This is a genomic window from Aurantiacibacter arachoides, from assembly GCF_009827335.1.
In the GTDB taxonomy this organism is placed as follows: Bacteria; Pseudomonadota; Alphaproteobacteria; order Sphingomonadales; family Sphingomonadaceae; genus Alteraurantiacibacter; species Alteraurantiacibacter arachoides.
The window spans coordinates 944,414-963,806 of the sequence record NZ_WTYH01000001.1 but is presented as its reverse complement, the minus strand read 5'-3'; the positions used below and the strand labels follow the sequence as shown (position 1 = coordinate 963,806).

The window sequence follows — 19,393 nt, the reverse complement described above, 5'->3', positions numbered from 1 at the left end:
GACAGTGGCAAGTAGCGAGCAAGAAGCGCGCCATCGCTTTGGCAGGGTGCAGGTGGCGCGGCAAGGGCCGCGACCGCACTAGCCCCGCCCGATCAGTTCCATCGCCATCGCGTCGGCGACCTCGTTCGACGGCCTGGCGTCGGCATCGCTCTTGTCCCAGATGGATTGCAGGCGGCCGGGAATCTGCGCGATGCGCTTGCGCACCTCGTTGATGTCGCACGGCTCGCCATGCTGGCGGCACAGGTATTCGAGGCTGACGTTGATGATGCCACCGGCGTTGATGACGTAGTCGGGCGCATACAGGATGCCGCGTTCGTGCAGCACGCGGCCATGTTCCGGCCGGGCGAGCTGGTTGTTTGCGCCGCCTGCCACGATGCTGCAATCGAGCTGGGCGATGCCAGCGTCGTCGAGCACGGCGCCAAGCGCATTGGGGCTGAACACGTCGCAGGCAGTGCCCATGATCTGGTCGACCGCCACGGCCTCGCCGCCCACTTCGCTGGCCAGGGCCTTGGCGCGTTCGGCATCGATGTCGGCCAGAACCAGTCGCGCGCCATCCTTGGCGAGCAGGCGCGCCGTGCCGCCGCCCACCGAGCCGCAGCCCTGGATGGCAACGCGCACGCCCTGCATGGAGTCCTTGCCCATCTTGTGCGCCACGGCGGCCTTGATGCCGTGATAGATGCCCATCGCGGTGAACGGACCGGGATCGCCGCCGGCGTCGCCTTCGTTCACCGGCAGGCCGCAGACGTGCTGCGTGCGGGTGGCGACTTCCTGCATGTCGGCGACGCTGGCGCCCACATCCTCTGCCGTAACGTAGCGGCCGCCCATGGCCTCCACCGCGTCACCGAAGGCGTGCAGCATGGCCTGCGTCTTCGTGCCTTTGCGATCGAGCAGGACCACGGCCTTGCCCCCGCCCATCGGCAATCCGGCCATGGCATTCTTAAAGCTCATCCCGCGGCTGAGGCGCAGCGCATCGCGCATCCCCATTGCCGGATCAGGATAATGCCAGAAACGGGTGCCGCCGGCGCCGGGGCCGAGATGCGTGGAATGCAGCGCGATGATCGCTGTAAGGCCGCTGGCGCGATCGTGGACGACCTCCACGCGCTCGTGCTCGTCCCAATCGGGTTCGGTCCAGAAAGCCGACATTTTTCGCGTGCCCCTTAAAGCGGTTGCGACGCGCTGCCCTAGCGGAAAATGGGGCGACCGACGGGGTTTGAACCCGCGACCTCCGGTACCACAAACCGGCGCTCTAACCAACTGAGCTACGGTCGCCACACCACGCGAGCACGCGCTTGACGGCGCGGCTGTAGGGTCCTGCGCACACCGGTCAAGCGGCGTGACGCGCAGGCGGCGGCCTGTTACACAAGCAGGTCTGCAAGCAAAGCGAAAAGTGCGTGACACGCCGCTGCACGCAAGATTGTTTCCCGGGGTTTCGCGGGCCACATCAGTTGCCTATGAAGACGCATGGCGAATCCGGGAGAAACATCGGCGCAGGTGCTTTTGCGTCACGCGGGAATGCGGCAGGTGCCATCGTCCCGGTTGACGGTGCTGAGTTGCCCGCACTTTCTGCCCCCCACGCTGTGCCGCGCGCTTATCGCCCTGATCGACAAGGATCGCCGCCCCTCGACCATCGCCGATGCCAACGGGGACAAGTATTTCCGCACCAGCGAGACCTGCGACCTCTCCGCCGATGAACCCGCGGTGCAGGATCTGGAGGCCCGGCTGCTGGCGCTGAATGGCATCGATCCCGCCCACGGTGAGCCGGTGCAGGGTCAGCGTTACGACGTCGGACAGGAATTCAAGAACCACACCGATTTCTTCGAACCGCAGGGGGCGGACTTTCACAAGTTCTGCGCGGTCGCGGGCAATCGCACCTGGACCTTCATGATCTATCTCAACGAGGTGGAGGCCGGCGGCGCGACACGGTTCAAGGTGATCGGCAAGACCTTTCAGCCGGAGACGGGCAAACTGGTGTGCTGGGACAATCACCGCGAGGACGGTTCCCTCAACCCCGCCACGCTCCATCACGGGATGAAGGTGCGCAAGGGCGTGAAGTACGTCATCACGAAATGGTATCGCGAAAGGCACTGGCACTGACATGACCACGATACGCAAGGGCGCGTGCCACTGCCGCACGGTGCAATACGCCGCCGAGTTTCCCGATGAGCGCCTGGTCGCCTCGCGCTGCAACTGCTCGATGTGCGCCATGAAGGGCGCGGTCATGGTCTACGTCCCCGTCGACGCCGTGGCAGTGACCGCAGGCGAGGACCTGCTCGACTGCTATTCCTTCAACACCGGCGCGGCGAAGCATCGCTTCTGCTCGGTCTGCGGCATCCACCTGTTCCACCAAGCGCGATCAGATCCGGACAAATATGCCATCAACACGGCCACGCTGGAAGGCGTCGATCCCTACGATGATTTCGCCATCGTGCCGGTGTTCGACGGACGTAACCACTCGTCCGACAACGGCGGCGTGCGACGCAAGGCGGGCGACATGCATTTCGAAGCGACGCTTGACGAGATGTGGCCGAACGACCTGATCTAGCCAGTACGAAGAAAAAGGGCGGCCCCTCGGGACCGCCCTTTTTGCAAGGTTCGCGATTGCCGCGGCGCTTACTTCTTCGTCAGCGAGAGCCCGCCGAAACGCTGGTTGAACTTCGCCACGCGGCCACCGTCCTGCAGACGCTGCGGGCCGCCGGTCCAGGCCGGGTGGCTGGTCGGATCGATATCCAGGTTCATGGTATCGCCTTCCTTGCCCCAGGTGCTGCGGGTCTGGAATTCGGTGCCATCCGTCATCTTGACGTTGATCATGTGGTACTGGGGATGCGTATCGGCCTTCATGGCAGGTCTCCGTAGCCTCGGATCGGTTCCGACCGGTCCAGCTGTGGTTGGGAAAGGCGCGCGCCTAACCCCGGCGCGCTGCGAAAGCAACTCTATTTCGGCGGATCGGCAACCATCGCGGTAAAGTCGACATCGCAAGTGACCTTGCCGTCGACCGAGGCCTTGCCGTGGAACTTGCAGATGCGGGTGCGTTGCTGGATGAAGCTGACATCCAGCTTCAGCAGACAGCCAGGCTCCACCGGAGCGCGGAACTTGGCGCTATCGATCGCCATGAAATAGACGAGCTTGCCACTGTCCGCCAGTTGCATCGTCTCGATACCGAGAATGCCGGCGGCCTGCGCCAGCGCCTCGATCTGGAGGACACCGGGCATGATCGGGCGACCGGGAAAGTGGCCCTGGAAAAACCCTTCGTTGAAGGTGACTGCCTTGATCGCGGCAATCCGCTCCCCCGGCACCAGCTCCTCGACCCTGTCGACAAGGAGCATGGGATACCGGTGAGGCAGGGCCTTGAGGATCCGCGGAATGTCGTACGTTTCGCTCACTGCCCTGCCCTCACAGTCGTCCGTCGCCTTAGCGGCCAGACGCCGCCGCGGGTGCCTGCTGCTGGGCGCCTGCCGCCTGCTGCTGCATCGCGGCCATCACCAGCAGCTGCTGGATCTGCTGGAACAGCTGCACGCCGGCCTCGCTCGGCTGGAAATCGGCTGGCGGGGTGACCGTGACCGACGGCACGCGGGTGTTAAGCGCCGCGGTAACCAGCGGAGTGACGTTCGCCGCATCGGGCGCATAGGCCAGCGCCTCGGGCTGGATCAGGAACTGGATGTTCCGTTCCGAAATGACCTGCTGCACGGCAGCCGAATACTGCTGCGCGATCTGCGTCACCACGTACAGGCGCGCAAGGTCGATCGGCTGCTGCAGGCTCTGCAGCTCCTGATCGATCGCCTGCACCTGGCGCACGGTGGCGTTGTTGGGATCTTGCGCGACAGCGCCTTCGGCATCGCTGATCTGCCCGTCGCCATTGGTATCGAAGGTCTGGATCAGCTGCTGGCGCTGCTGCTGGCGCTGCTGGATGGTGGTGCGCTGCGCCTGATACTGCGTGGCGATCTGCTGATAGGCGGTCTGGAACGCCTGCGTCCCGGCGACGACGCTGGGAAGGTCGACGGTGCCCATGCCGTTGACCTGCGCGGCGGCGGGCACGGCAACGGTGGTTGCGGCCAGCGCGCCCGCGGCGAACACGACCGCGAAGGCCGCCTTGGTCTTGATGATCATCAGAATTGGGTTCCTACGTTGAACGAGAATAGCTTGGTTTCGTCCCCGCGCTCCTTAAGCAGCGCATAGGCTAAATCGATCCTGAACGGACCGAACGGCGAATTCCAGTTGACGCCGATGCCGGCCGAAACGCGGGGAGACGGCGTGTCGCCCACAAATTCCTCGATGAAGGGGGGCAGCGCCTGGCCGACCGGCTGGTTGGTCGAACCGTCCGGGCCGATCGGGCTGATTACCAGGGTCGTGCCGGTGATCGCACCCGATGCATCGCGGGTCGGTTGCAGGAACAGCGGGTTGCCGCTGCCATCGCGCTGGGGAATGAACAGGCCATCGGGCAGCGGGCTTTCGGTCAGCTGCGGGCGCGTGACGTTGAACACCGATCCGACGTCGACGAACACCGACGGACGCAGACCGAGATTGCGCGCACCCGAACCGAGCGGAATTTCCACCTCGGCACGCGCCAGGTAATAGGCATTGCCGCCAAGCGAATCGTCCTGGTTGCGATCGTCGCCGAGCGGCAGCAGATCGGCGGCGTCGATTGCCCCGTCCGCGTTTTCGTCAACATAGAAGCGGCGTATCACGCGCGGGCCAATGCCGCGGACGTCGAAACCGCGCATCTGCCCTTCGCCCAGGAAGAACCGGTCGGTCAGCAGGACGTCCTCGTCACCCCAGCCGTAGATGTAGCCGCCTTCGATCGAGACCGAGCCGATGAAGCCTGCGCCAAGGTTCCAGTACCGCGCGGCGTTGAGACGGGCACGCGCATACTGGGTGTCACCACCAAGCCCCGCGATATCGAACGAGAGCGATGCGTTGGTGCCCGCGGTCGGCCGCTGGCGGCTGTTGAGCGTGTTGTAATTGAAGGACGCGCCCAGGATGGACTGCAGACGATTGCCCAGCGCATCGCACAGATAGCGACCGGCGATCAGCGGCTCGCACTGCGACACCCCGTCGCCATCGAAGTCAGCGAAGAACTGCGTCTCGTCGACGGTGATCTGCTGGTAGTTGAGCGTGTAGCGGCCCAGCAGGTTGATGTATTCCGACAAGGGCACGCCCACGCGCACGCCGAAGCCCGTCGTCGTCTGTTCGTATGTCGCGCTGTCGCGGTCGAAATAGCCGTTGTTGTATTCGTTGCGATAGATGTCAGCGCCCACGGCGATATCGCGGTCGAAAACCTTGGGCTCGGTAAAGCTGATGTTGGCAGAGCGCGAGTACCGCGAGTAGTTGATGCCAAGGCCAATGGTCTGGCCGCGACCGCGGAAGTTGTTCTGCTGGATCGAGCCGTTGAAGATGAAGCTTTCGAGACTGGAGAAACCCGCCGAAAGCGACAGCTGGCCGGTCGGCTCTTCCTGCACGTTGGCCTGCAGGATGATGCGATCGGGGCTGGATCCCTCGACCTGGGTAACCTCGAAATTCTCCTGGAAGTAACCCAGCGAGTTGATGCGCGCCGTGGTGCGGGCAACCTGCAACGTGGAGAAAGCGTCACCTTCCGCGATGCGGAACTCGCGACGGATCACCTTGTCCTGCGTCAGCGTATTGCCGTTGACCTCGATCGCCTCGACGTAGACACGCGGCGCATCGGAAATCGTGAAGGTCACGTCCATCGTGCGGTCTTCGGCGTTGCGCACGATGCGCGGGCGCACGTCGGCAAAGGCATAGCCGAAGGCGCCGGCGGTTTCGGTAAGCCCTTCCTCGATCTGGTCGACCCGTTCGGCGTTGTACCAGTCGCCCGTGGCGATGGTCAGCTGCTGGGTCAGCACGTCGCTCTGGAAGTCGCGCAGCTGGCTGACGACCTCGACATCGCCGAACTTGTAGCGCTCGCCTTCCTCGACCACGTAGGTGATGATGAAGTCGCGGCGATCGGGGGTAAGTTCGGCAACGGCGGAAATGACGCGGAAATCGGCATAGCCCTGGGTCAGGTAGTACTGGCGCAGCAGCTGCTGGTCATACGCCATGCGATCGGGATCGTAGCTGGTGTTGGAGCTGAAGAAGGACAGCAGGCTGTCCTCGCGCGTCAGCATCTCGCTGCGCAACTGGCTGTCGGGAAACACCTCGTTCCCGATGATGTTGATCTGCCGGACCTTGGACTTGGGCCCTTCGGAAATCTCGAAGATCACGTCGACCCGGTTCTGGTCGAGCATGACCATCTGCGGTTCGACCGTCGCGGCGAAACGGCCCTGGCGCTTGTACAGTTCGATGATGCGGGCGACGTCGGCACGCACGCGGCTGCGCGTGAAGATCTGGCGCGGGCGGAGATTGATCTCCTCGCTGATCTCGTCATTCTCGAGGCGGCGGTTGCCTTCGAGAAGGACGCGGTTGATGATCGGGTTCTCCTCGACCGCGATCGTCAACGCGCCGGTCGCATCGTTGAAATCGATACGGAAATCGGCAAACAGCTCGGTGTTGGCGAGGTCGATCAGCGCCTGGTCGGCGGCGGCCGCGGTGTACACCATGCCGGGGCGAAGCTGGATGTAGGAAACGATCGTCTCCGGCTCCAGCCGCTGCGCGCCGGCGACGGCGATGGTGCGGATGACCGTGCCCTGCTGCGACGCTGCCGGCGCGGGGGTCGCGGCGGGAGCGGGCGCTGGCTGGGCCTGCTGCTGCGCGGCGGCAGCATCCCCGTCCTGCGCCATGGCGGCGGTCGGAAGACCGGCGAGCATGGTGCAGCCGAGCAAGGCTGCGGCGTAATGCGAGGCTGAAATCGTCCTGGCCCTGGAACCCATTATCCGTCCAATTCAAGGGCCGTCGCAGGCCCATTTCGACATTCCCGCACCGACTGCGGCATGCGGGCGATAGACCCGTCCCGTTCCCCGGCCAGTCCGGCCCTGTGGGGGTAAGAAATCCGGCCGGCGACGCGAAGTGCGCCCTTGCCCGATGCCGCGAGGGCAATCAAGCAGGCACTTCCCGCTTTGTCCGGATTTCATCGGGAATACGCCACTCGTCCGCGTCGAGATTGCCTTGTTTCCCGCCTAACTGCCGAAGATCGGCAGCTTGGCGATATCGATCAGCGTCACGAAGACCATCAGCGCCAAAACCACGGCGATACCGGCTCGAAACGCAAGCTCCTGACTGCGGGGACTGGCTGGCCGACGGCGGATTGCCTCGACCGCGTAAAACGCCAGGTGCCCACCGTCTAGGGCGGGAATTGGCAGGAGGTTAATGAATGCCAAGTTAATTGAGATGAGCGCGGCGAACCATACGAACTGGCTGAACCCCAGGCTGAGCTGCTCGCCGGAGAACTTGGCGATGGTGATCGGGCCGCCCAGTTCCTCGACCGAGCGACGACCGGTGATGATCTGCCAGATGCCGGTGACCATCATGTCAAGGATCTGCCCGGTCTGGGCAAAGGCAAGGCCGACAGCCTCGACCGGCCCCACCGGGGCGAACGATGGCGGGCCCGAACCGATGCCGACGCGCCCGACGCTGAACCGGTTGCCGAAGCGGTCGACCTCTTCCAGCTTGGCGACCGTCAGCGGCACGTTGAACGTGCGCCCGGCACGTTCGACCCGGAACGTCATCTCCTCGTCCGGATAGGGCGCCACGATGCCGCCGATCTGGGAGAAATCCTCGATCCGTTGGCCGTCGATGGCAACGATGCGGTCACCAACCGCGATCCCGGCTCCGGCTGCGGCACCCTCTTCGGACAGGATCTGCACCACCGGATCTGTCACCGACTTGCCGTAGAGGGCGTTGAAACTGGCGAGAATGGCGATCGCGACCAGGAAGTTGGTCACCGGGCCCGCCGCCACGATCAGCGCGCGTTTCCACAATGCGGCGGACTGGAAGTGGTCCGCCCCCGCAGGGGCATCGGGATCGGGCATGCTGGCCGGGTTCATGTCGCCGCGAAACTGCACGTAACCGCCCAGCGGCAGCATCGACAGCTTCCACCGGGTGCCCCGCTTGTCGGTGAAGCCCGCCACCTCCTTGCCGAAGCCGACCGAAAAGGCATCCGCCCCCACGCCGAACATCCGCCCGACGAGGTAGTGACCAAGTTCGTGCAGCACCACGAGCGGCGCCAGCATCGCTAGGAACCCGGCGATGTACATCCAGAAAGGCAGGCTCTCGAATTCCAAGTCAGGCATGCTCCAGCATGGCGGCAGCGCGTGCGCGTGCCCGGGCGTCAATGGCCAGAACGTCATCGAGCGATCGGGGTGCGGGCGGCGTATAGCTGTCGAGGGTATGCGCCACTATTGCCGAAATTTGCGTGAACCTGATCTGACCGGCGAGGAAGGCGGCAACCGCCACTTCGTTCGCGGCATTGAGCACCGCCGGCGCCCCGCCCCCTGCATGCACCGCCTCGCGCGCCAGCCTCGTCGCCGGGAAACGCTCTTCATCAGGGGCGAAGAAGCTGAGCTCTCCGATGGACGTCAGGTCGAGCGGCTTGCAGGCGGTGTCCATGCGTGCGGGCCAGGCGAGTGTCGAGGCGATGGGCACGCGCATGTCGGAAGGACCAAGCTGCGCCAGGGTCGATCCGTCGCGATATTCCACCATCGAATGGATCACACTCTGCGGGTGGACGACGATCCGCAGGCGATCCAGCCCGACCGGAAACAGGTGATGCGCCTCGATGAATTCCAGGCCCTTGTTGAACATCGTGGCGCTGTCGACGCTGATCTTGGCGCCCATGTCCCAGTTGGGATGGGCCACCGCCTGGGCAGGCGTCACCGCGTCAAGTTCGGCCAGCGTCCTGGTGCGCAGGGGCCCGCCGCTGGCCGTGAGAGTGATCCAGCGCACGTCTGCCAGGTCATTGCCCTGCAGGCACTGGAAGATGGCGTTGTGTTCGCTGTCGACCGGCAGGAGCGTGGTGCCATGAGCCGCCACCTTGGCCGTCATCACCTCGCCCGCGCTGACCAGCGCCTCCTTGTTGGCGAGCGCGACGGTCTTGCCCTGCTCGATGGCGGCCATCGTAGGCGCCAGCCCGGCGCAGCCGACGATGGCGGCAACGGTAATGTCGGCCGGGCGCGCTGCGGCCGCGCACAGGGCCTCGGCCCCGCCAGCGGCCTCGATGCCCGATCCCGCCAGATGCTCGCGCAGCTCGTCCAGGCATCCCTCGTCGCCGACCACGGCGATCTCGGCGCCGAATTCGCGCGCCAGCCGCGCCAGCTTTTCCGCCGAGCAGTTGGCGGTAAGCGCCACCACCCGCCACAGGTCAGGCTGCGAGCGGATCAGGGCGAGCGTCGAATCGCCGATCGACCCGGTCGCTCCGAGAAGGGATATACTGCGCGTCATCCGGGGCTAGACCAGCGCTGCGCCAAGACCAGCGATGGCGATGGTGACGGGCAACAGGCCATCGACCCGGTCGAAAACGCCGCCGTGACCGGGGATCAGGTTGGACGAATCCTTCATGTGTGCCCGGCGTTTAAGCCAACTTTCGAAAAAGTCTCCCATCTGCGCGATAATGGCCAGCCCGGCGCCAAGCGCAATACAGGCTAACAGATTAGTCGCATTGAGGTTCAGCCCGAGTTCGAACCGCGGGCCAAGCCAGGCGGGTCCCCGGTCGATCGCCAGCACCCAGCCGACCACCCAAGCGCCCGAGGCGATCATGCCGCCAGCCAGCCCCGCCCAGGTCTTCGACGGGCTGATGCGCGGGGCGATCTTGGGCCCGCCGATGGTGCGGCCGCTGAAATAGGCGCCGGTGTCGGTAAAGATCGTCACCCCGAGCGCCAGGATGAGAAGGAAGTCGCCAAGCCCCGTTAACACGGCGGTCGCCACACCGATGTAACCCGCGCCCGCCAGCAGACCGAGCACGCGGCCCAGCGGGTTGCGCGTAGCCCGCCAGACCAGCCGCGCCAGTTCGGCAAAACAGATCAGCGCGACAAGGATGATGAAGGCGTCCCACACGATGCCGCCCAGCGACAGCCCCAGCCCCGCCACGGCCAGCATCACAAGCGCGCTCGCGGCCCGTTTGGGCAGGTCGCTGGTGCGCACCCACAGCGGCACCGGCAAGGCCTTTTTCGCCAGCGACTTGATCCGGTCGCGACGGCGCGGTTCCGGCAGCAGTTCGAAGCCTTCCAGGTCGTCGAGCTCGTCCAGTCCGCCGATGTCAGCGTCCGCCATAGCGTCGCTCCCTCGTGGCGAACGCTTCGCAGGCCGCGCGCAGATGGTCTTCGCCGAAATCAGGCCATAGCACATCGGTGAACAGCATTTCGGCATAGGCCGATTGCCACAGCAAGAAGTTCGACAGGCGCACCTCGCCACTGGTGCGGATCAGCAGGTCCAGCGGCGGCAGGTCTGCGGTGAAGAGGTGGCGTTCGATGCCATCGGCGTCGATTGCCCCCTCCGCCGCCGCCAGCCGCGCCGCCCGCGCGATTTCCTGCTGTGCGCCGTAATTGAGGGCCACCGCCAGCGTGCGCGTGCCGCCCGCGGTGCGATCGAGCGCGATGTCCAGCTTTTCCACGATGTCCGGGGCAAAGGCGCGGTAATCGCCGATGATCTTCAGGCGGATGCCCTCCGCAACAAATGCGTCCAGTTCCCGCTCGATGAACCGTCGCATCAGGTTCATCAGATCGGAAATTTCGCTTTCCTCGCGTTTCCAGTTCTCGCTGGAAAAGGCGTAGAGCGTGAGGCAGTCCAGCCCCAGCGTGCCGGCGGCCTCCACCGTGCGCTTTACCGCATCCCCGCCGGCCTTGTGGCCGAGCGCACGCGGCAAGCCGCGGCTTTTCGCCCAGCGCCCGTTGCCATCCATGATGATGGCGACATGACGGGGATAGTTGGCTTGGGCCACGAGAGGGAAGACCAACCCGACGCTTACTGCGTCAGGATTTCCTGGACCTTCTTCTCCACCGTCGCATCGGTATCGGCGACGTGCTTGTCGGTCAGCTTCTGCACCTCGTCCTCCAGACGCTTGCGATCGTCCTCGGAGATTTCCTTCTTCTTCTCGTCTTCCTTCAACGCATCGTTGGCGTCGCGGCGCACATTGCGGATGGCGATCTTGGCCTTTTCACCATAGTCGTTGGCGAGCTTGGCGAGTTCCTTACGCCGCTCTTCATTAAGATCTGGCAGCGGGAGGCGAATGGTCTGGCCATCGCTCATCGGATTGAGGCCAAGGTTGGCCTTGGAGATGCCCTTTTCCACCGCGCTGACGTTGGCCTTGTCCCACACCTGCACGGCCAGCATCCGCGCTTCCGGTGCGGAGACGGTGGCAACCTGCGTGATCGGCATCATCGAGCCGTAGACTTCGACCACCACGGGATCGAGCAACGCGGTATTGGCGCGGCCCGTGCGCAGACCGCCAAGGTCGCCCTTCAGGCTTTCAACCGCGCCGACCATGCGGCGTTCCACGTCGGCCTTTTCATACTTGGGCATGGCTTAATCCTTCTGCACGAGTGTCTGGGTCCCCTCGCCCGCCAGCACGCGGGCAACGTTGCCGCGCTCACGGATGGAGAAGACCACGATGGGAATGTCGTTGTCACGGCACAGCGCCACGGCGGAGGCATCCATCACCTTCAGGTTCTCTGCCAGAACCTGTCCGTAGGTGACTGTATCGTAACGGGTTGCAGCGGGATCCTTCTTGGGATCGGCGCTGTAGACGCCATCGACGCTGGTGCCCTTAAGCAGCGCATCACAGCGCATTTCCGCGGCACGCAGCGCGGCCCCTGAATCGGTGGTAAAATAAGGCGCGCCTACGCCGGCGGCGAAGATCACGATGCGCCCTTTTTCCAGATGCCGTTCGGCCCGGCGACGGATCACCGGCTCGCACACCTGGTCCATCTGGATGGCGCTCTGGACGCGGGTGTCGACGCCCAGCTGCTCCAGCGCATTTTGCATCGCCAGCGCGTTCATCACCGTGGCGAGCATACCCATGTAATCGGCCTGCGCCCTGTCCATGCCCTGCGCGGCGCCCGCCATGCCGCGAAAGATGTTGCCCCCGCCGATGACCAGGCAGATCTGCAGGCCCGTCTCCTTGGCTGCCTTCACTTCCTCGGCAAGACGCAGGACATGCGCCGGATCGATTCCGAACCCTTGGTCGCCCATCAGCACCTCGCCCGAAAGCTTGAGCAGGATGCGTTTGGTACCAGGCAGAAGCATTGCGAAAAATCGTCCTCTCGGGAGCAGTTGCGCGGGCTGTAGAGGCAGCGGCGCGCGCTGCCAAGTGTTCCCCGGCGGTTTTAACGGGCTGTCTTGCCCTCCGGCACGTGTTGGCGCAGCTTGCCCTTCATGGTGCAGCATTGGAAAGCCATCGCGACCTTCATGCTCGTCCTGGCAATCGCCCTGGGTGCCAAGGGCTGGCACGACACCACGCGCAATCCCGAAGTCTTGCGCGCCCGGGTGGCGCTGGCCGGCTATCCGGCAGGCACGCCGCCGATCACCGCGGCGCTGATCTCGGACATCCACGTCGCCGGGCCGGACATGCCGCTCGAACGGCTGCAACGCATCGTCGAGCAGATCAATGCGCTGCGGCCGGACATCGTCCTGATCGCAGGCGACCTTGTGAGCGAAAAGTCCACGGCGACCCATGTCTACACGCCGCAGGAGATCGTCGCCCCGCTAGGGAATCTGACCGCACCGCTGGGCGTCGTCGTAGCGCCCGGCAACCACGATCACTGGTTCGACTGGCCTGGGCTCCGGCGGGAGCTCGACCTGCACGGAATCCGGGTGTTGCAGAATTCAGCCGTGCAGGTCGGGCCGCTGGCAATCGGCGGGGTGGACGATCCGTACACCCGGCGCGACGCTATGCCCGCGACGATAGAAGCGATGCGCGGGTTGGCCGGCGGGCGGCTGGTGCTGACGCACAGCCCGGATGTCTTTCCGCAGATGCCGGATGACGTGTCGCTGCTGCTCGCCGGGCACACCCATTGCGGCCAGATCGCCTATCCCTGGGGCGGCGCGCCCGCGCACCTGTCGCGCTATGGCGACCGCTTCGGCTGCGGGCGAACAGTGGAGCGCGGGCAGACGGTAATCGTGGGTGCGGGGCTTGGGACCAGCCTGATTCCGCTGCGATTGTTCACCCATCCCGAAATCTGGCTGATCGAACTGGGCCCGCGCTAGTCGCCGGACATGAAAAAGGCCGCCGGGGCACGAACCCCGGCGGCCTTTTCGAACGCGTTAAAAGAGCGATCAGCCCTTTACGGCTGCGGCAACCTCTGCGGCAAAGTCGCTCTCTTCCTTTTCGATGCCTTCGCCGAGCTGGAAGCGGACGTAATCCTTCAGCACGATGGGCTTTCCGGCATCCTTGGCGGCGGCGGCGACGACCTGTTCGATCGGGGTCTTGTTGTCCATCACGAACACCTGGCTGAGCAGCGCGTTTTCCTTGGCGAACTTCTTGATCGCGCCATCGACCATCTTGGCCTGCACGTCGTCGGGCTTGCCCGTTTCGGACGCCTTTTCCGCGGCAATCTTGTGCTCGCGCGCGATCACGTCGGCGTCGAGGTCATCGGCGGTCAGCGCCTGCGGAAAGGCCGCGGCGATGTGCATGGCAAGCTGCTTGCCCAGCGCCTCGAGCTTGTCCGCATCGGCCTCGCTCTCGAGCGCGACGAGCACGCCGATCTTGCCGAGGTTCGGCGCGGCGGCGTTGTGCATGTAGGGCACGATAACGCCGTGCTCGACACTCACGCTCTTCATCCGGCGGACCTGCTGGTTCTCACCGATGGTGGCGACGTTGTCGGTCAGCTTGTCGGACACGGTGCCACCGTCGGGATAGGCCGCGCTCTTCAGCGCGTCCACGTCATCGCCGGAAGTGCCGAGCGCGACCTCGGTGGTCTTGCGCACGAAATCCTGGAACTTGTCGTTCTTGGCGACGAAATCGGTTTCGGAATTGACCTCGACGGCCACGCCCTTCGTGCCTTCGACGGCGACGCCGACGAGGCCCTCGGCCGCGGTGCGGCTCGACTTCTTCTGGGCGGTGGCCAGACCCTTGGCGCGCAGCGCGTCGACCGCGGCCTCGATATCGCCGTTCGATTCCTCGAGCGCCTTCTTGGCGTCCATCATGCCCGCGCCAGTCTTCTCGCGCAGGGCCTTTACGTCGGAGGCGGTAAAAGCAGCCATGTTGTAGTCCTTTTTGAAATCATGCGGCGCCGGTCCGCGATCGGACCGGCGCCTTGATGGGTATTCATGTTACGCGGGCGCAGGCGCACCGCGCGGCGGGGAGCGATCAGGCGTCGGCCTTGGCTTCCTCGGCGGCCGGCTCGGCGGCAGCATCCTGGGTCTCGGCTGGAGGAGCATCCATCGCACCGATGTCGGTGCCCGAATCGACCACACCCTCGCCGCGGCCCTTGGTGGCGGCCTGGGCGACAGCATCGCAATACAGGCGCACGGCGCGGCTGGCATCGTCGTTGCCGGGGATCGGGAAGGCGATGCCTTCCGGATCGACGTTGGTATCGAGGATCGCGACGACCGGAATGCCGAGCACGTTGGCTTCCTTGATCGCCAGGTCTTCCTTGTTGGCGTCGATCACGAACATCACGTCGGGCACGCCGCCCATGTCGCGAATGCCGCCGAGGGAAAGCTCCAGCTTTTCCTTCTTGCGCGTGAGGTTAAGGCGTTCCTTCTTGGTCAGGCCGGTCGCCTCACCGGAAAGTTGCTCTTCCAGCGCCTTGAGGTGCTTGATGCGCTCTGAAATAGTCTTCCAGTTGGTGAGCATCCCGCCCAGCCAGCGATGGTTGACATAGTGCTGGCCACAGGCTCGCGCAGCCTGGGCAATCGGCTCCTGCGCCTGACGCTTGGTGCCGACGAACAGGACCTTGCCGCCCGCGCGGACGGTCTGCTGCACGAAGTCGAGCGCACGCGCCATCAGGGGCACGGTCTGCGACAGGTCGATGATGTGCACACCGTTGCGGGCGCCGAAGATATACGGCTTCATCCGCGGGTTCCAGCGGTGGGACTGGTGGCCGAAGTGAACGCCGGCCTCGATCAATTGCTGCATGGTGACGGTAGGAGCCGCCATAATAAAATTCCTTCCGGTTATACCTCTGGAGGGCGGGGAACCGGCCGCGGCAAGACTACCGCAGGCGGCACCGGGATATGTGCCTTCCATGTGAATTTGCCGATTCGCGGCCAGTTGCGTCGATGCAATGGACCTCGGCGGGAGCGCCCCTACGCCAAGCTAACGGCATTTACCAGTAGGGAATTACGCCACTTCGCGATGAGATGGTGAAAATCAAAGACCAGCCGACCGCGCGCCCCGGTTTACGGATTGTACGATCGGCCGCACCTGATTGCGCAGGCTGGAACACAAGCGGAACAAATGCCTTGACGCGCTAGAACATAAATGGAACAGAGGTGTCAGGAATGGCGGAAACGGGAACCTTTCGCCGCCATGTTAGATTTTGCTTATAGGCTTCCGGCCTCGCACAAGGATTTGGACGATGATGGCTATTGCGGTTTCGCTGTTCTTCGGTCTGGTGGCCGCCTACGCCATCTACTCTGCCTACGTATCGGTACGTTATGGGGTCGAACAGTTCCGTGTCATTCGCGCGGAACTTGGCGCGGGCAGTCTTGCTGGTCACAAAACGACTGCGCTACTGCGTCGCTCCCGAGAGGCCTCTACGCGGGCGGTTGCGTCCTGATCGCTTCCGCGCGGGTCCGTTTGATCCGGGCGTAACGCGTTATCGTCCAGGCGATCAGGGCCAGGTAAATCCCCCCTATCAGGACCAGCGTCCACCAGGTTTCCATCAGCAGTCCGCCTACCAACAAGCCGGCGATCGCAATGAATGCGAGCTTCAAATCGCGTGAGGGGCTCAGCGAATTCCAGCTCGGCGTGGCGAGGTTCGAAACCATCAGCAAGGCGACGATGAACAACCACGGCCCCACGAGCAGGGGATCGCGGAACACCTGCTCGCCCGTAGCCAGCCAGAGATAGATCGGCATGAAAGCGAAGCCCGCCCCCATCGGCGCGGGCACGCCGGTGAGGAACCCGGCCAGCTTGTGCGGCTGGTCCTCCACATCGATGCGCGCGTTGAATCGCGCCAGCCGCAGGGCGCAACATATAGCGTAGGCGAGTGCCGCCAGCCACCCGAGCCGCGGCGCCTCCACCAGCGACCACAGGTACAGGACAAGCGCCGGGGCAATGCCGAAGCTGGCCGAATCGGACAGGCTGTCAAGCTCGGCGCCGAAACGCGATTGCGCCTTCAGCAGCCTGGCGACGCGTCCGTCCATGGCATCGAGGATGCCGGCCACGACCATGGCGAACACGGCCTTGTCCCACTGTTCGCCGATAGCAAACAGGATACTGGTCAGGCCCGAGCACAGGGCAGCTGCGGTGATGGCATTGGGCACCACCGCGCGCATGGCCAGGCCCCTGCCCCCGCCCGACCGGGTGACGTGCTCGTGCTCGCTGGCCTTGGGGCCGAGCCAGGCCGGTCCGGGGCTGGCTGCACCATCATCGTCGAGATCGTTGTATGCGTCGGACATGTTGTCTCCGGGAAGGGTCATTGGCTGACCCCTTCGATATGCACGCGAGAACCGATTTCGGCCAGCACGGTTTCCCCTGCGATCACGCGCTGCCCTACCAGCACCCGGCTGTCGGTGCCGGCAGGAAGATAGACGTCCACGCGGCTGCCGAACCGGATCAGGCCCACGCGCTGGCCGGCGGCAAGGATATCGCCCGGCTTGATGAACGGCACGATGCGCCGCGCCACCAGCCCGGCGATTTGCGTGAAGCCGACCCGCTGCCCGTCGGCACGCTCCAGAAGGACGTGCTGACGCTCGTTCTCCTCGCTCGCCTTGTCGAGATCGGCGTTCATGAAGGCACCCGGAATGTAGACGATGCGCCGCACGGTACCGGCGATCGGGGCACGATTGATGTGCACGTCAAACATCGACATGAAGATCGACACGCGGGTGACGGGTTCAGCGCCCAGGCCCGGCCCGCCATCGCCGTCAGTGCCCTGCAACTCGGTGGGCGGCGGAACCTGCATGATCAGCGATACCTGGCCGTCCGCCGGAGAAACCACCGTATTTTCCCCGTGCGGAACCACCCGTTCCGGATCGCGGAAGAAGGCGAACACTCCCACCGAGAGCATCAGCAGTGGCCAGCCGACGATCTCCCAGTCGAGCAACAGCAGGAAAATCAGCGAAACGCCGACGGCAATCAGGCCGAATTTCCGGCCCTCGGGGTGGATCGGGGGCAGGCCCCATTCGGCATCACCGCGACCGCGGTTGTCTCTCAATTCACCAGCCATTGCCTGCTCCTAGGCGCGGAACCGGCGTGTCACAAGCTGCGACCGCGGGTTCCAGCGTTCCGGGGTGGCGAGGTTCGGCACTTGTCGATCCTGCCGGGGCGCGTAAAGTCCGGCCCATGCGCGACATCGTTCCCCACCCTGCACCACCCTCCGATACCCACTGCACGCCCGAACAGTACGACGTCATGTACCGTCGTTCGATCGAGCAGCCTGACGCCTTCTGGCTGGAACAGGCGGAGTGCCTCGACTGGTCGCGCAAGCCTGCAAAAGGCGGCGAATGGTCGTTCGATCCGCCGCAGATTGCCTGGTTCGCGGATGGACGGCTGAACCTGTGTCACAATGCCGTCGACCGTCACCTGCCAAGCCGCGGCGACGCCAAGGCTTTCCTGTTCGAACCGGACGATCCATCTACGCCCACGCGGTCGCTGACTTACCGCGAACTGCACGCCGAGGTCGTTCGGATGGCCAACGCGCTCAAGACGCTGGGCGTGCGCAAGGGCGACCGGGTCACCATCTACATGCCGATGATCGTCGAGGGCGCGGTGGCCATGCTGGCCTGTTCGCGCATCGGCGCCGTTCACTCGGTCGTGTTCGGCGGGTTCAGCCCGGAAAGCATTGCCGGCCGCATAATGGATTGCGAGAGCCGCTTTGTCATTACCGCCGACGAGGGCCTGCGCGGCGGCAAGGCCGTGCCGCTGAAGGCCAACGTCGATGCCGCGCTGGACCTGCCCGGCGTCGCCGTGGATGGCGTGCTCGTAATCCCTCATACTGGTGCGGATGTCCCGATGCGCGCGGGACTCGACCATTGGTATGCGGACCTTGCCAGCGATGCCGACTGTCCGTGCGAGGACATGGCGGCGGAGGACCCCCTGTTCATCCTCTACACCAGCGGCAGCACCGGCAAGCCCAAGGGCGTTCTGCATACCACCGGCGGCTACGCGGTCTGGGCGGCCGCCACCTTCCGGTACACGTTCGACTACCAGCCGGGCGAGGTGTTCTGGTGCAGCGCCGACATCGGCTGGGTCACCGGCCACACCTATGTCACCTACGGGCCGCTGCTCAACGGCGGCACCAGCCTGATCTTCGAAGGGGTGCCCAACTACCCCGATCATGGCCGGTTCTGGCAGGTGATCGCAAGACACGAGGTGGCCATCTTCTACACCGCCCCCACTGCCATCCGCGCCCTGATGCGTGAAGGCAGCCGCTGGGTGACACCCCACGCCCGATCCAGCCTGCGCCTGCTCGGCACCGTGGGCGAACCGATCAATCCCGAGGCGTGGCGCTGGTATCATGACGTGGTCGGCGAAGGTCGCTGCCCGGTGGTCGATACCTGGTGGCAGACCGAGACCGGCGGCCACATGATCACCACCCTGCCCTACGCCCACGACATGAAGCCGGGCAGCGCCGGTCGCCCGTTCTTCGGTGTCGAGCCGTTACTGGTCGATGCCGAGGGCACACCGGTGACCGGCGATGGCGAGATCGAGGGCAACCTGTGCATCGCCCGCAGCTGGCCGGGCCAGGCGCGCACCGTCCATGGCGACCATGCACGGTTCACGGAGGCCTATTTCAGCACCTTTCCCGGCAAGTATTTCACCGGCGATGGCGCCCGGCGCGATGCGGACGGATACTGGTGGATCACCGGCCGGGTCGACGACGTCATCAACGTCAGCGGCCACCGGATGGGCACCGCCGAGGTCGAAAGCGCGCTGGTGCTCCACCCCAAGGTCGCCGAGGCCGCGGTCGTCGGGTATCCGCACGATATCAAGGGCCAGGGCATCTATTGCTACATCACGCTAATGGAGGGCAATGAAGGTTCCGACGACCTTGCCGCCGAACTGCGCCAGTGGGTACGCAAGGAGATCGGCCCAATCGCCACGCCCGACCACCTGCACTTTACCGATGGCCTGCCCAAGACGCGGAGCGGCAAGATCATGCGCCGCATCCTGCGCAAGATCGCCGAAAACGACTACGGCGCGCTGGGCGATACCTCGACGCTGGCGGATCCCACGCTGGTGGATCGGCTGATCGAGGGGCGGCAGAACGATTAGGCAAGCCTGAGGTAGCGGCGGTGGTGGACAGGGCTGGATTCGAACCAGCGTACGCTTGCGCGGGCAGATTTACAGTCTGCTGCCTTTAACCACTCGGCCACCTGTCCACACCGTGCCGGAAGCGGGCCG

19 protein-coding genes and 2 tRNA genes are annotated in these 19,393 nt (G+C 64.8%); 4 read left to right on the top strand and 17 right to left on the bottom strand.

The features are described 5' to 3' along the window. Positions 1-78: 78 nt before the first annotated feature. The gene (locus GRI62_RS04750) at positions 79-1,143 is read right to left on the bottom strand and encodes a Glu/Leu/Phe/Val family dehydrogenase (protein WP_131452242.1); all 1,065 of its coding nucleotides are present in this window, start codon (positions 1,141-1,143) and stop codon (positions 79-81) included. A 49-nt stretch (positions 1,144-1,192) separates the two neighbouring features. Then, positions 1,193-1,269, bottom strand: a tRNA-His gene (locus GRI62_RS04745). A 192-nt stretch (positions 1,270-1,461) separates the two neighbouring features. On the opposite strand from GRI62_RS04745, the gene GRI62_RS04740 reads away from it, so the two are divergent. Both GRI62_RS04740 and GRI62_RS04735 read left to right on the top strand, forming a co-directional pair. Next, positions 1,462-2,094, top strand: coding sequence for a prolyl hydroxylase family protein (locus GRI62_RS04740; protein ID WP_131452241.1), 633 nt, complete (start codon positions 1,462-1,464; stop codon positions 2,092-2,094). A 1-nt stretch (position 2,095) separates the two neighbouring features. Then, on the top strand, positions 2,096-2,542 hold the full coding sequence (locus tag GRI62_RS04735; RefSeq protein WP_131452240.1) for a GFA family protein: 447 nt from the start codon (positions 2,096-2,098) through the stop codon (positions 2,540-2,542). Between the two features lie 68 nt (positions 2,543-2,610). Here GRI62_RS04735 and rpmE read toward each other — a convergent pair whose 3' ends face one another. From rpmE to pyrH, 10 genes are all read right to left on the bottom strand, one after another. Further along, positions 2,611-2,838 carry a 50S ribosomal protein L31 gene (rpmE, locus tag GRI62_RS04730; protein WP_131452239.1) on the bottom strand — a complete coding sequence of 76 codons (228 nt, stop codon included), beginning with the start codon at positions 2,836-2,838 and terminating at the stop codon, positions 2,611-2,613. Between the two features lie 92 nt (positions 2,839-2,930). Further along, positions 2,931-3,380, bottom strand: coding sequence for a 3-hydroxyacyl-ACP dehydratase FabZ (gene fabZ / locus GRI62_RS04725; protein ID WP_131452238.1), 450 nt, complete (start codon positions 3,378-3,380; stop codon positions 2,931-2,933). 28 nt (positions 3,381-3,408) lie between these two features. After that, entirely contained in the window at positions 3,409-4,104 is a 696-nt protein-coding gene (locus tag GRI62_RS04720; protein WP_131452237.1) for an OmpH family outer membrane protein, read from the bottom strand. Further along, positions 4,104-6,821, bottom strand: coding sequence for an outer membrane protein assembly factor BamA (bamA, locus tag GRI62_RS04715; protein ID WP_131452236.1), 2,718 nt, complete (start codon positions 6,819-6,821; stop codon positions 4,104-4,106). The genes GRI62_RS04720 and bamA overlap by 1 nt, the downstream gene beginning before the upstream one ends. Positions 6,822-7,067: 246 nt before the next feature. Continuing rightward, complete coding sequence (rseP, locus tag GRI62_RS04710; RefSeq protein ID WP_234027369.1) at positions 7,068-8,180, bottom strand: RIP metalloprotease RseP; 1,113 nt, start codon at positions 8,178-8,180, stop codon at positions 7,068-7,070. Next, a complete protein-coding gene (locus tag GRI62_RS04705) occupies positions 8,173-9,327 on the bottom strand; it encodes a 1-deoxy-D-xylulose-5-phosphate reductoisomerase (RefSeq protein ID WP_131452235.1) in 1,155 nt (384 codons plus the stop codon). Before GRI62_RS04705 ends, rseP begins: the two co-directional genes overlap by 8 nt. Before the next feature lie 6 nt (positions 9,328-9,333). Continuing rightward, positions 9,334-10,155: a phosphatidate cytidylyltransferase gene (locus GRI62_RS04700; RefSeq protein WP_131452234.1), complete on the bottom strand. Its 822-nt coding sequence runs from the start codon at positions 10,153-10,155 to the stop codon at positions 9,334-9,336. Continuing rightward, positions 10,142-10,783, bottom strand: a complete 642-nt coding sequence (gene uppS, locus GRI62_RS04695) for a polyprenyl diphosphate synthase (RefSeq protein ID WP_234027519.1) — start codon at positions 10,781-10,783, stop codon at positions 10,142-10,144. Before uppS ends, GRI62_RS04700 begins: the two co-directional genes overlap by 14 nt. A 62-nt stretch (positions 10,784-10,845) precedes the next feature. Continuing rightward, positions 10,846-11,403 carry a ribosome recycling factor gene (frr, locus tag GRI62_RS04690; protein ID WP_131452232.1) on the bottom strand — a complete coding sequence of 186 codons (558 nt, stop codon included), beginning with the start codon at positions 11,401-11,403 and terminating at the stop codon, positions 10,846-10,848. 3 nt (positions 11,404-11,406) lie between these two features. Beyond that, positions 11,407-12,126 (bottom strand): UMP kinase, encoded by a 720-nt coding sequence (gene pyrH / locus GRI62_RS04685; protein ID WP_131452231.1) that lies wholly within the window; start codon positions 12,124-12,126, stop codon positions 11,407-11,409. Between the two features lie 129 nt (positions 12,127-12,255). Here pyrH and GRI62_RS04680 point away from each other — a divergent pair, with 129 nt between their 5' ends. After that, complete coding sequence (locus GRI62_RS04680) at positions 12,256-13,086, top strand: metallophosphoesterase (RefSeq protein ID WP_131452230.1); 831 nt, start codon at positions 12,256-12,258, stop codon at positions 13,084-13,086. 69 nt (positions 13,087-13,155) lie between these two features. Here GRI62_RS04680 and tsf read toward each other — a convergent pair whose 3' ends face one another. From tsf to GRI62_RS04660, 4 genes are all read right to left on the bottom strand, one after another. Continuing rightward, the gene (gene tsf / locus GRI62_RS04675; RefSeq protein ID WP_131452229.1) at positions 13,156-14,082 is read right to left on the bottom strand and encodes a translation elongation factor Ts; all 927 of its coding nucleotides are present in this window, start codon (positions 14,080-14,082) and stop codon (positions 13,156-13,158) included. Positions 14,083-14,188: 106 nt separating this feature from the next. Further along, positions 14,189-14,980 (bottom strand): 30S ribosomal protein S2, encoded by a 792-nt coding sequence (rpsB, locus tag GRI62_RS04670; protein ID WP_131452228.1) that lies wholly within the window; start codon positions 14,978-14,980, stop codon positions 14,189-14,191. A 599-nt stretch (positions 14,981-15,579) separates the two neighbouring features. After that, on the bottom strand, positions 15,580-16,467 hold the full coding sequence (locus tag GRI62_RS04665) for a CDP-alcohol phosphatidyltransferase family protein (RefSeq protein WP_373282991.1): 888 nt from the start codon (positions 16,465-16,467) through the stop codon (positions 15,580-15,582). Continuing rightward, a complete protein-coding gene (locus GRI62_RS04660) occupies positions 16,464-17,216 on the bottom strand; it encodes a phosphatidylserine decarboxylase (protein WP_131452227.1) in 753 nt (250 codons plus the stop codon). The genes GRI62_RS04665 and GRI62_RS04660 overlap by 4 nt, the downstream gene beginning before the upstream one ends. A gap of 116 nt (positions 17,217-17,332) precedes the next feature. Here GRI62_RS04660 and acs point away from each other — a divergent pair, with 116 nt between their 5' ends. Beyond that, positions 17,333-19,264 carry an acetate--CoA ligase gene (acs, locus tag GRI62_RS04655; protein WP_131452226.1) on the top strand — a complete coding sequence of 644 codons (1,932 nt, stop codon included), beginning with the start codon at positions 17,333-17,335 and terminating at the stop codon, positions 19,262-19,264. A gap of 21 nt (positions 19,265-19,285) precedes the next feature. On the opposite strand, the gene GRI62_RS04650 is transcribed toward acs, so the two are convergent. Next, positions 19,286-19,371 (bottom strand) — tRNA-Tyr (locus tag GRI62_RS04650). Between the last annotated feature and the right edge of the window lie 22 nt (positions 19,372-19,393).

Bases quoted from the DNA above. Each gene is read 5' to 3' on its own strand.
- GRI62_RS04705 (WP_131452235.1), bottom strand. From the start codon at position 9,327: ATGACGCGCAGTATATCCCTTCTCGGAGCGACCGGGTCGATCGGCGAT.
- GRI62_RS04660 (WP_131452227.1), bottom strand. From the start codon at position 17,216: ATGGCTGGTGAATTGAGAGACAACCGCGGTCGCGGTGATGCCGAATGG.
- rpsB (WP_131452228.1), bottom strand. From the start codon at position 14,980: ATGGCGGCTCCTACCGTCACCATGCAGCAATTGATCGAGGCCGGCGTT.
- tsf (WP_131452229.1), bottom strand. From the start codon at position 14,082: ATGGCTGCTTTTACCGCCTCCGACGTAAAGGCCCTGCGCGAGAAGACT.
- GRI62_RS04665 (WP_373282991.1), bottom strand. From the start codon at position 16,467: ATGACCCTTCCCGGAGACAACATGTCCGACGCATACAACGATCTCGAC.
- GRI62_RS04735 (WP_131452240.1), top strand. From the start codon at position 2,096: ATGACCACGATACGCAAGGGCGCGTGCCACTGCCGCACGGTGCAATAC.
- rseP (WP_234027369.1), bottom strand. From the start codon at position 8,180: ATGCCTGACTTGGAATTCGAGAGCCTGCCTTTCTGGATGTACATCGCC.
- GRI62_RS04700 (WP_131452234.1), bottom strand. From the start codon at position 10,155: ATGGCGGACGCTGACATCGGCGGACTGGACGAGCTCGACGACCTGGAA.
- frr (WP_131452232.1), bottom strand. From the start codon at position 11,403: ATGCCCAAGTATGAAAAGGCCGACGTGGAACGCCGCATGGTCGGCGCG.
- acs (WP_131452226.1), top strand. From the start codon at position 17,333: ATGCGCGACATCGTTCCCCACCCTGCACCACCCTCCGATACCCACTGC.
- bamA (WP_131452236.1), bottom strand. From the start codon at position 6,821: ATGGGTTCCAGGGCCAGGACGATTTCAGCCTCGCATTACGCCGCAGCC.
- GRI62_RS04720 (WP_131452237.1), bottom strand. From the start codon at position 4,104: ATGATCATCAAGACCAAGGCGGCCTTCGCGGTCGTGTTCGCCGCGGGC.
- uppS (WP_234027519.1), bottom strand. From the start codon at position 10,783: ATGGATGGCAACGGGCGCTGGGCGAAAAGCCGCGGCTTGCCGCGTGCG.
- pyrH (WP_131452231.1), bottom strand. From the start codon at position 12,126: ATGCTTCTGCCTGGTACCAAACGCATCCTGCTCAAGCTTTCGGGCGAG.
- rpmE (WP_131452239.1), bottom strand. From the start codon at position 2,838: ATGAAGGCCGATACGCATCCCCAGTACCACATGATCAACGTCAAGATG.
- GRI62_RS04740 (WP_131452241.1), top strand. From the start codon at position 1,462: ATGGCGAATCCGGGAGAAACATCGGCGCAGGTGCTTTTGCGTCACGCG.
- GRI62_RS04750 (WP_131452242.1), bottom strand. From the start codon at position 1,143: ATGTCGGCTTTCTGGACCGAACCCGATTGGGACGAGCACGAGCGCGTG.
- GRI62_RS04680 (WP_131452230.1), top strand. From the start codon at position 12,256: ATGGTGCAGCATTGGAAAGCCATCGCGACCTTCATGCTCGTCCTGGCA.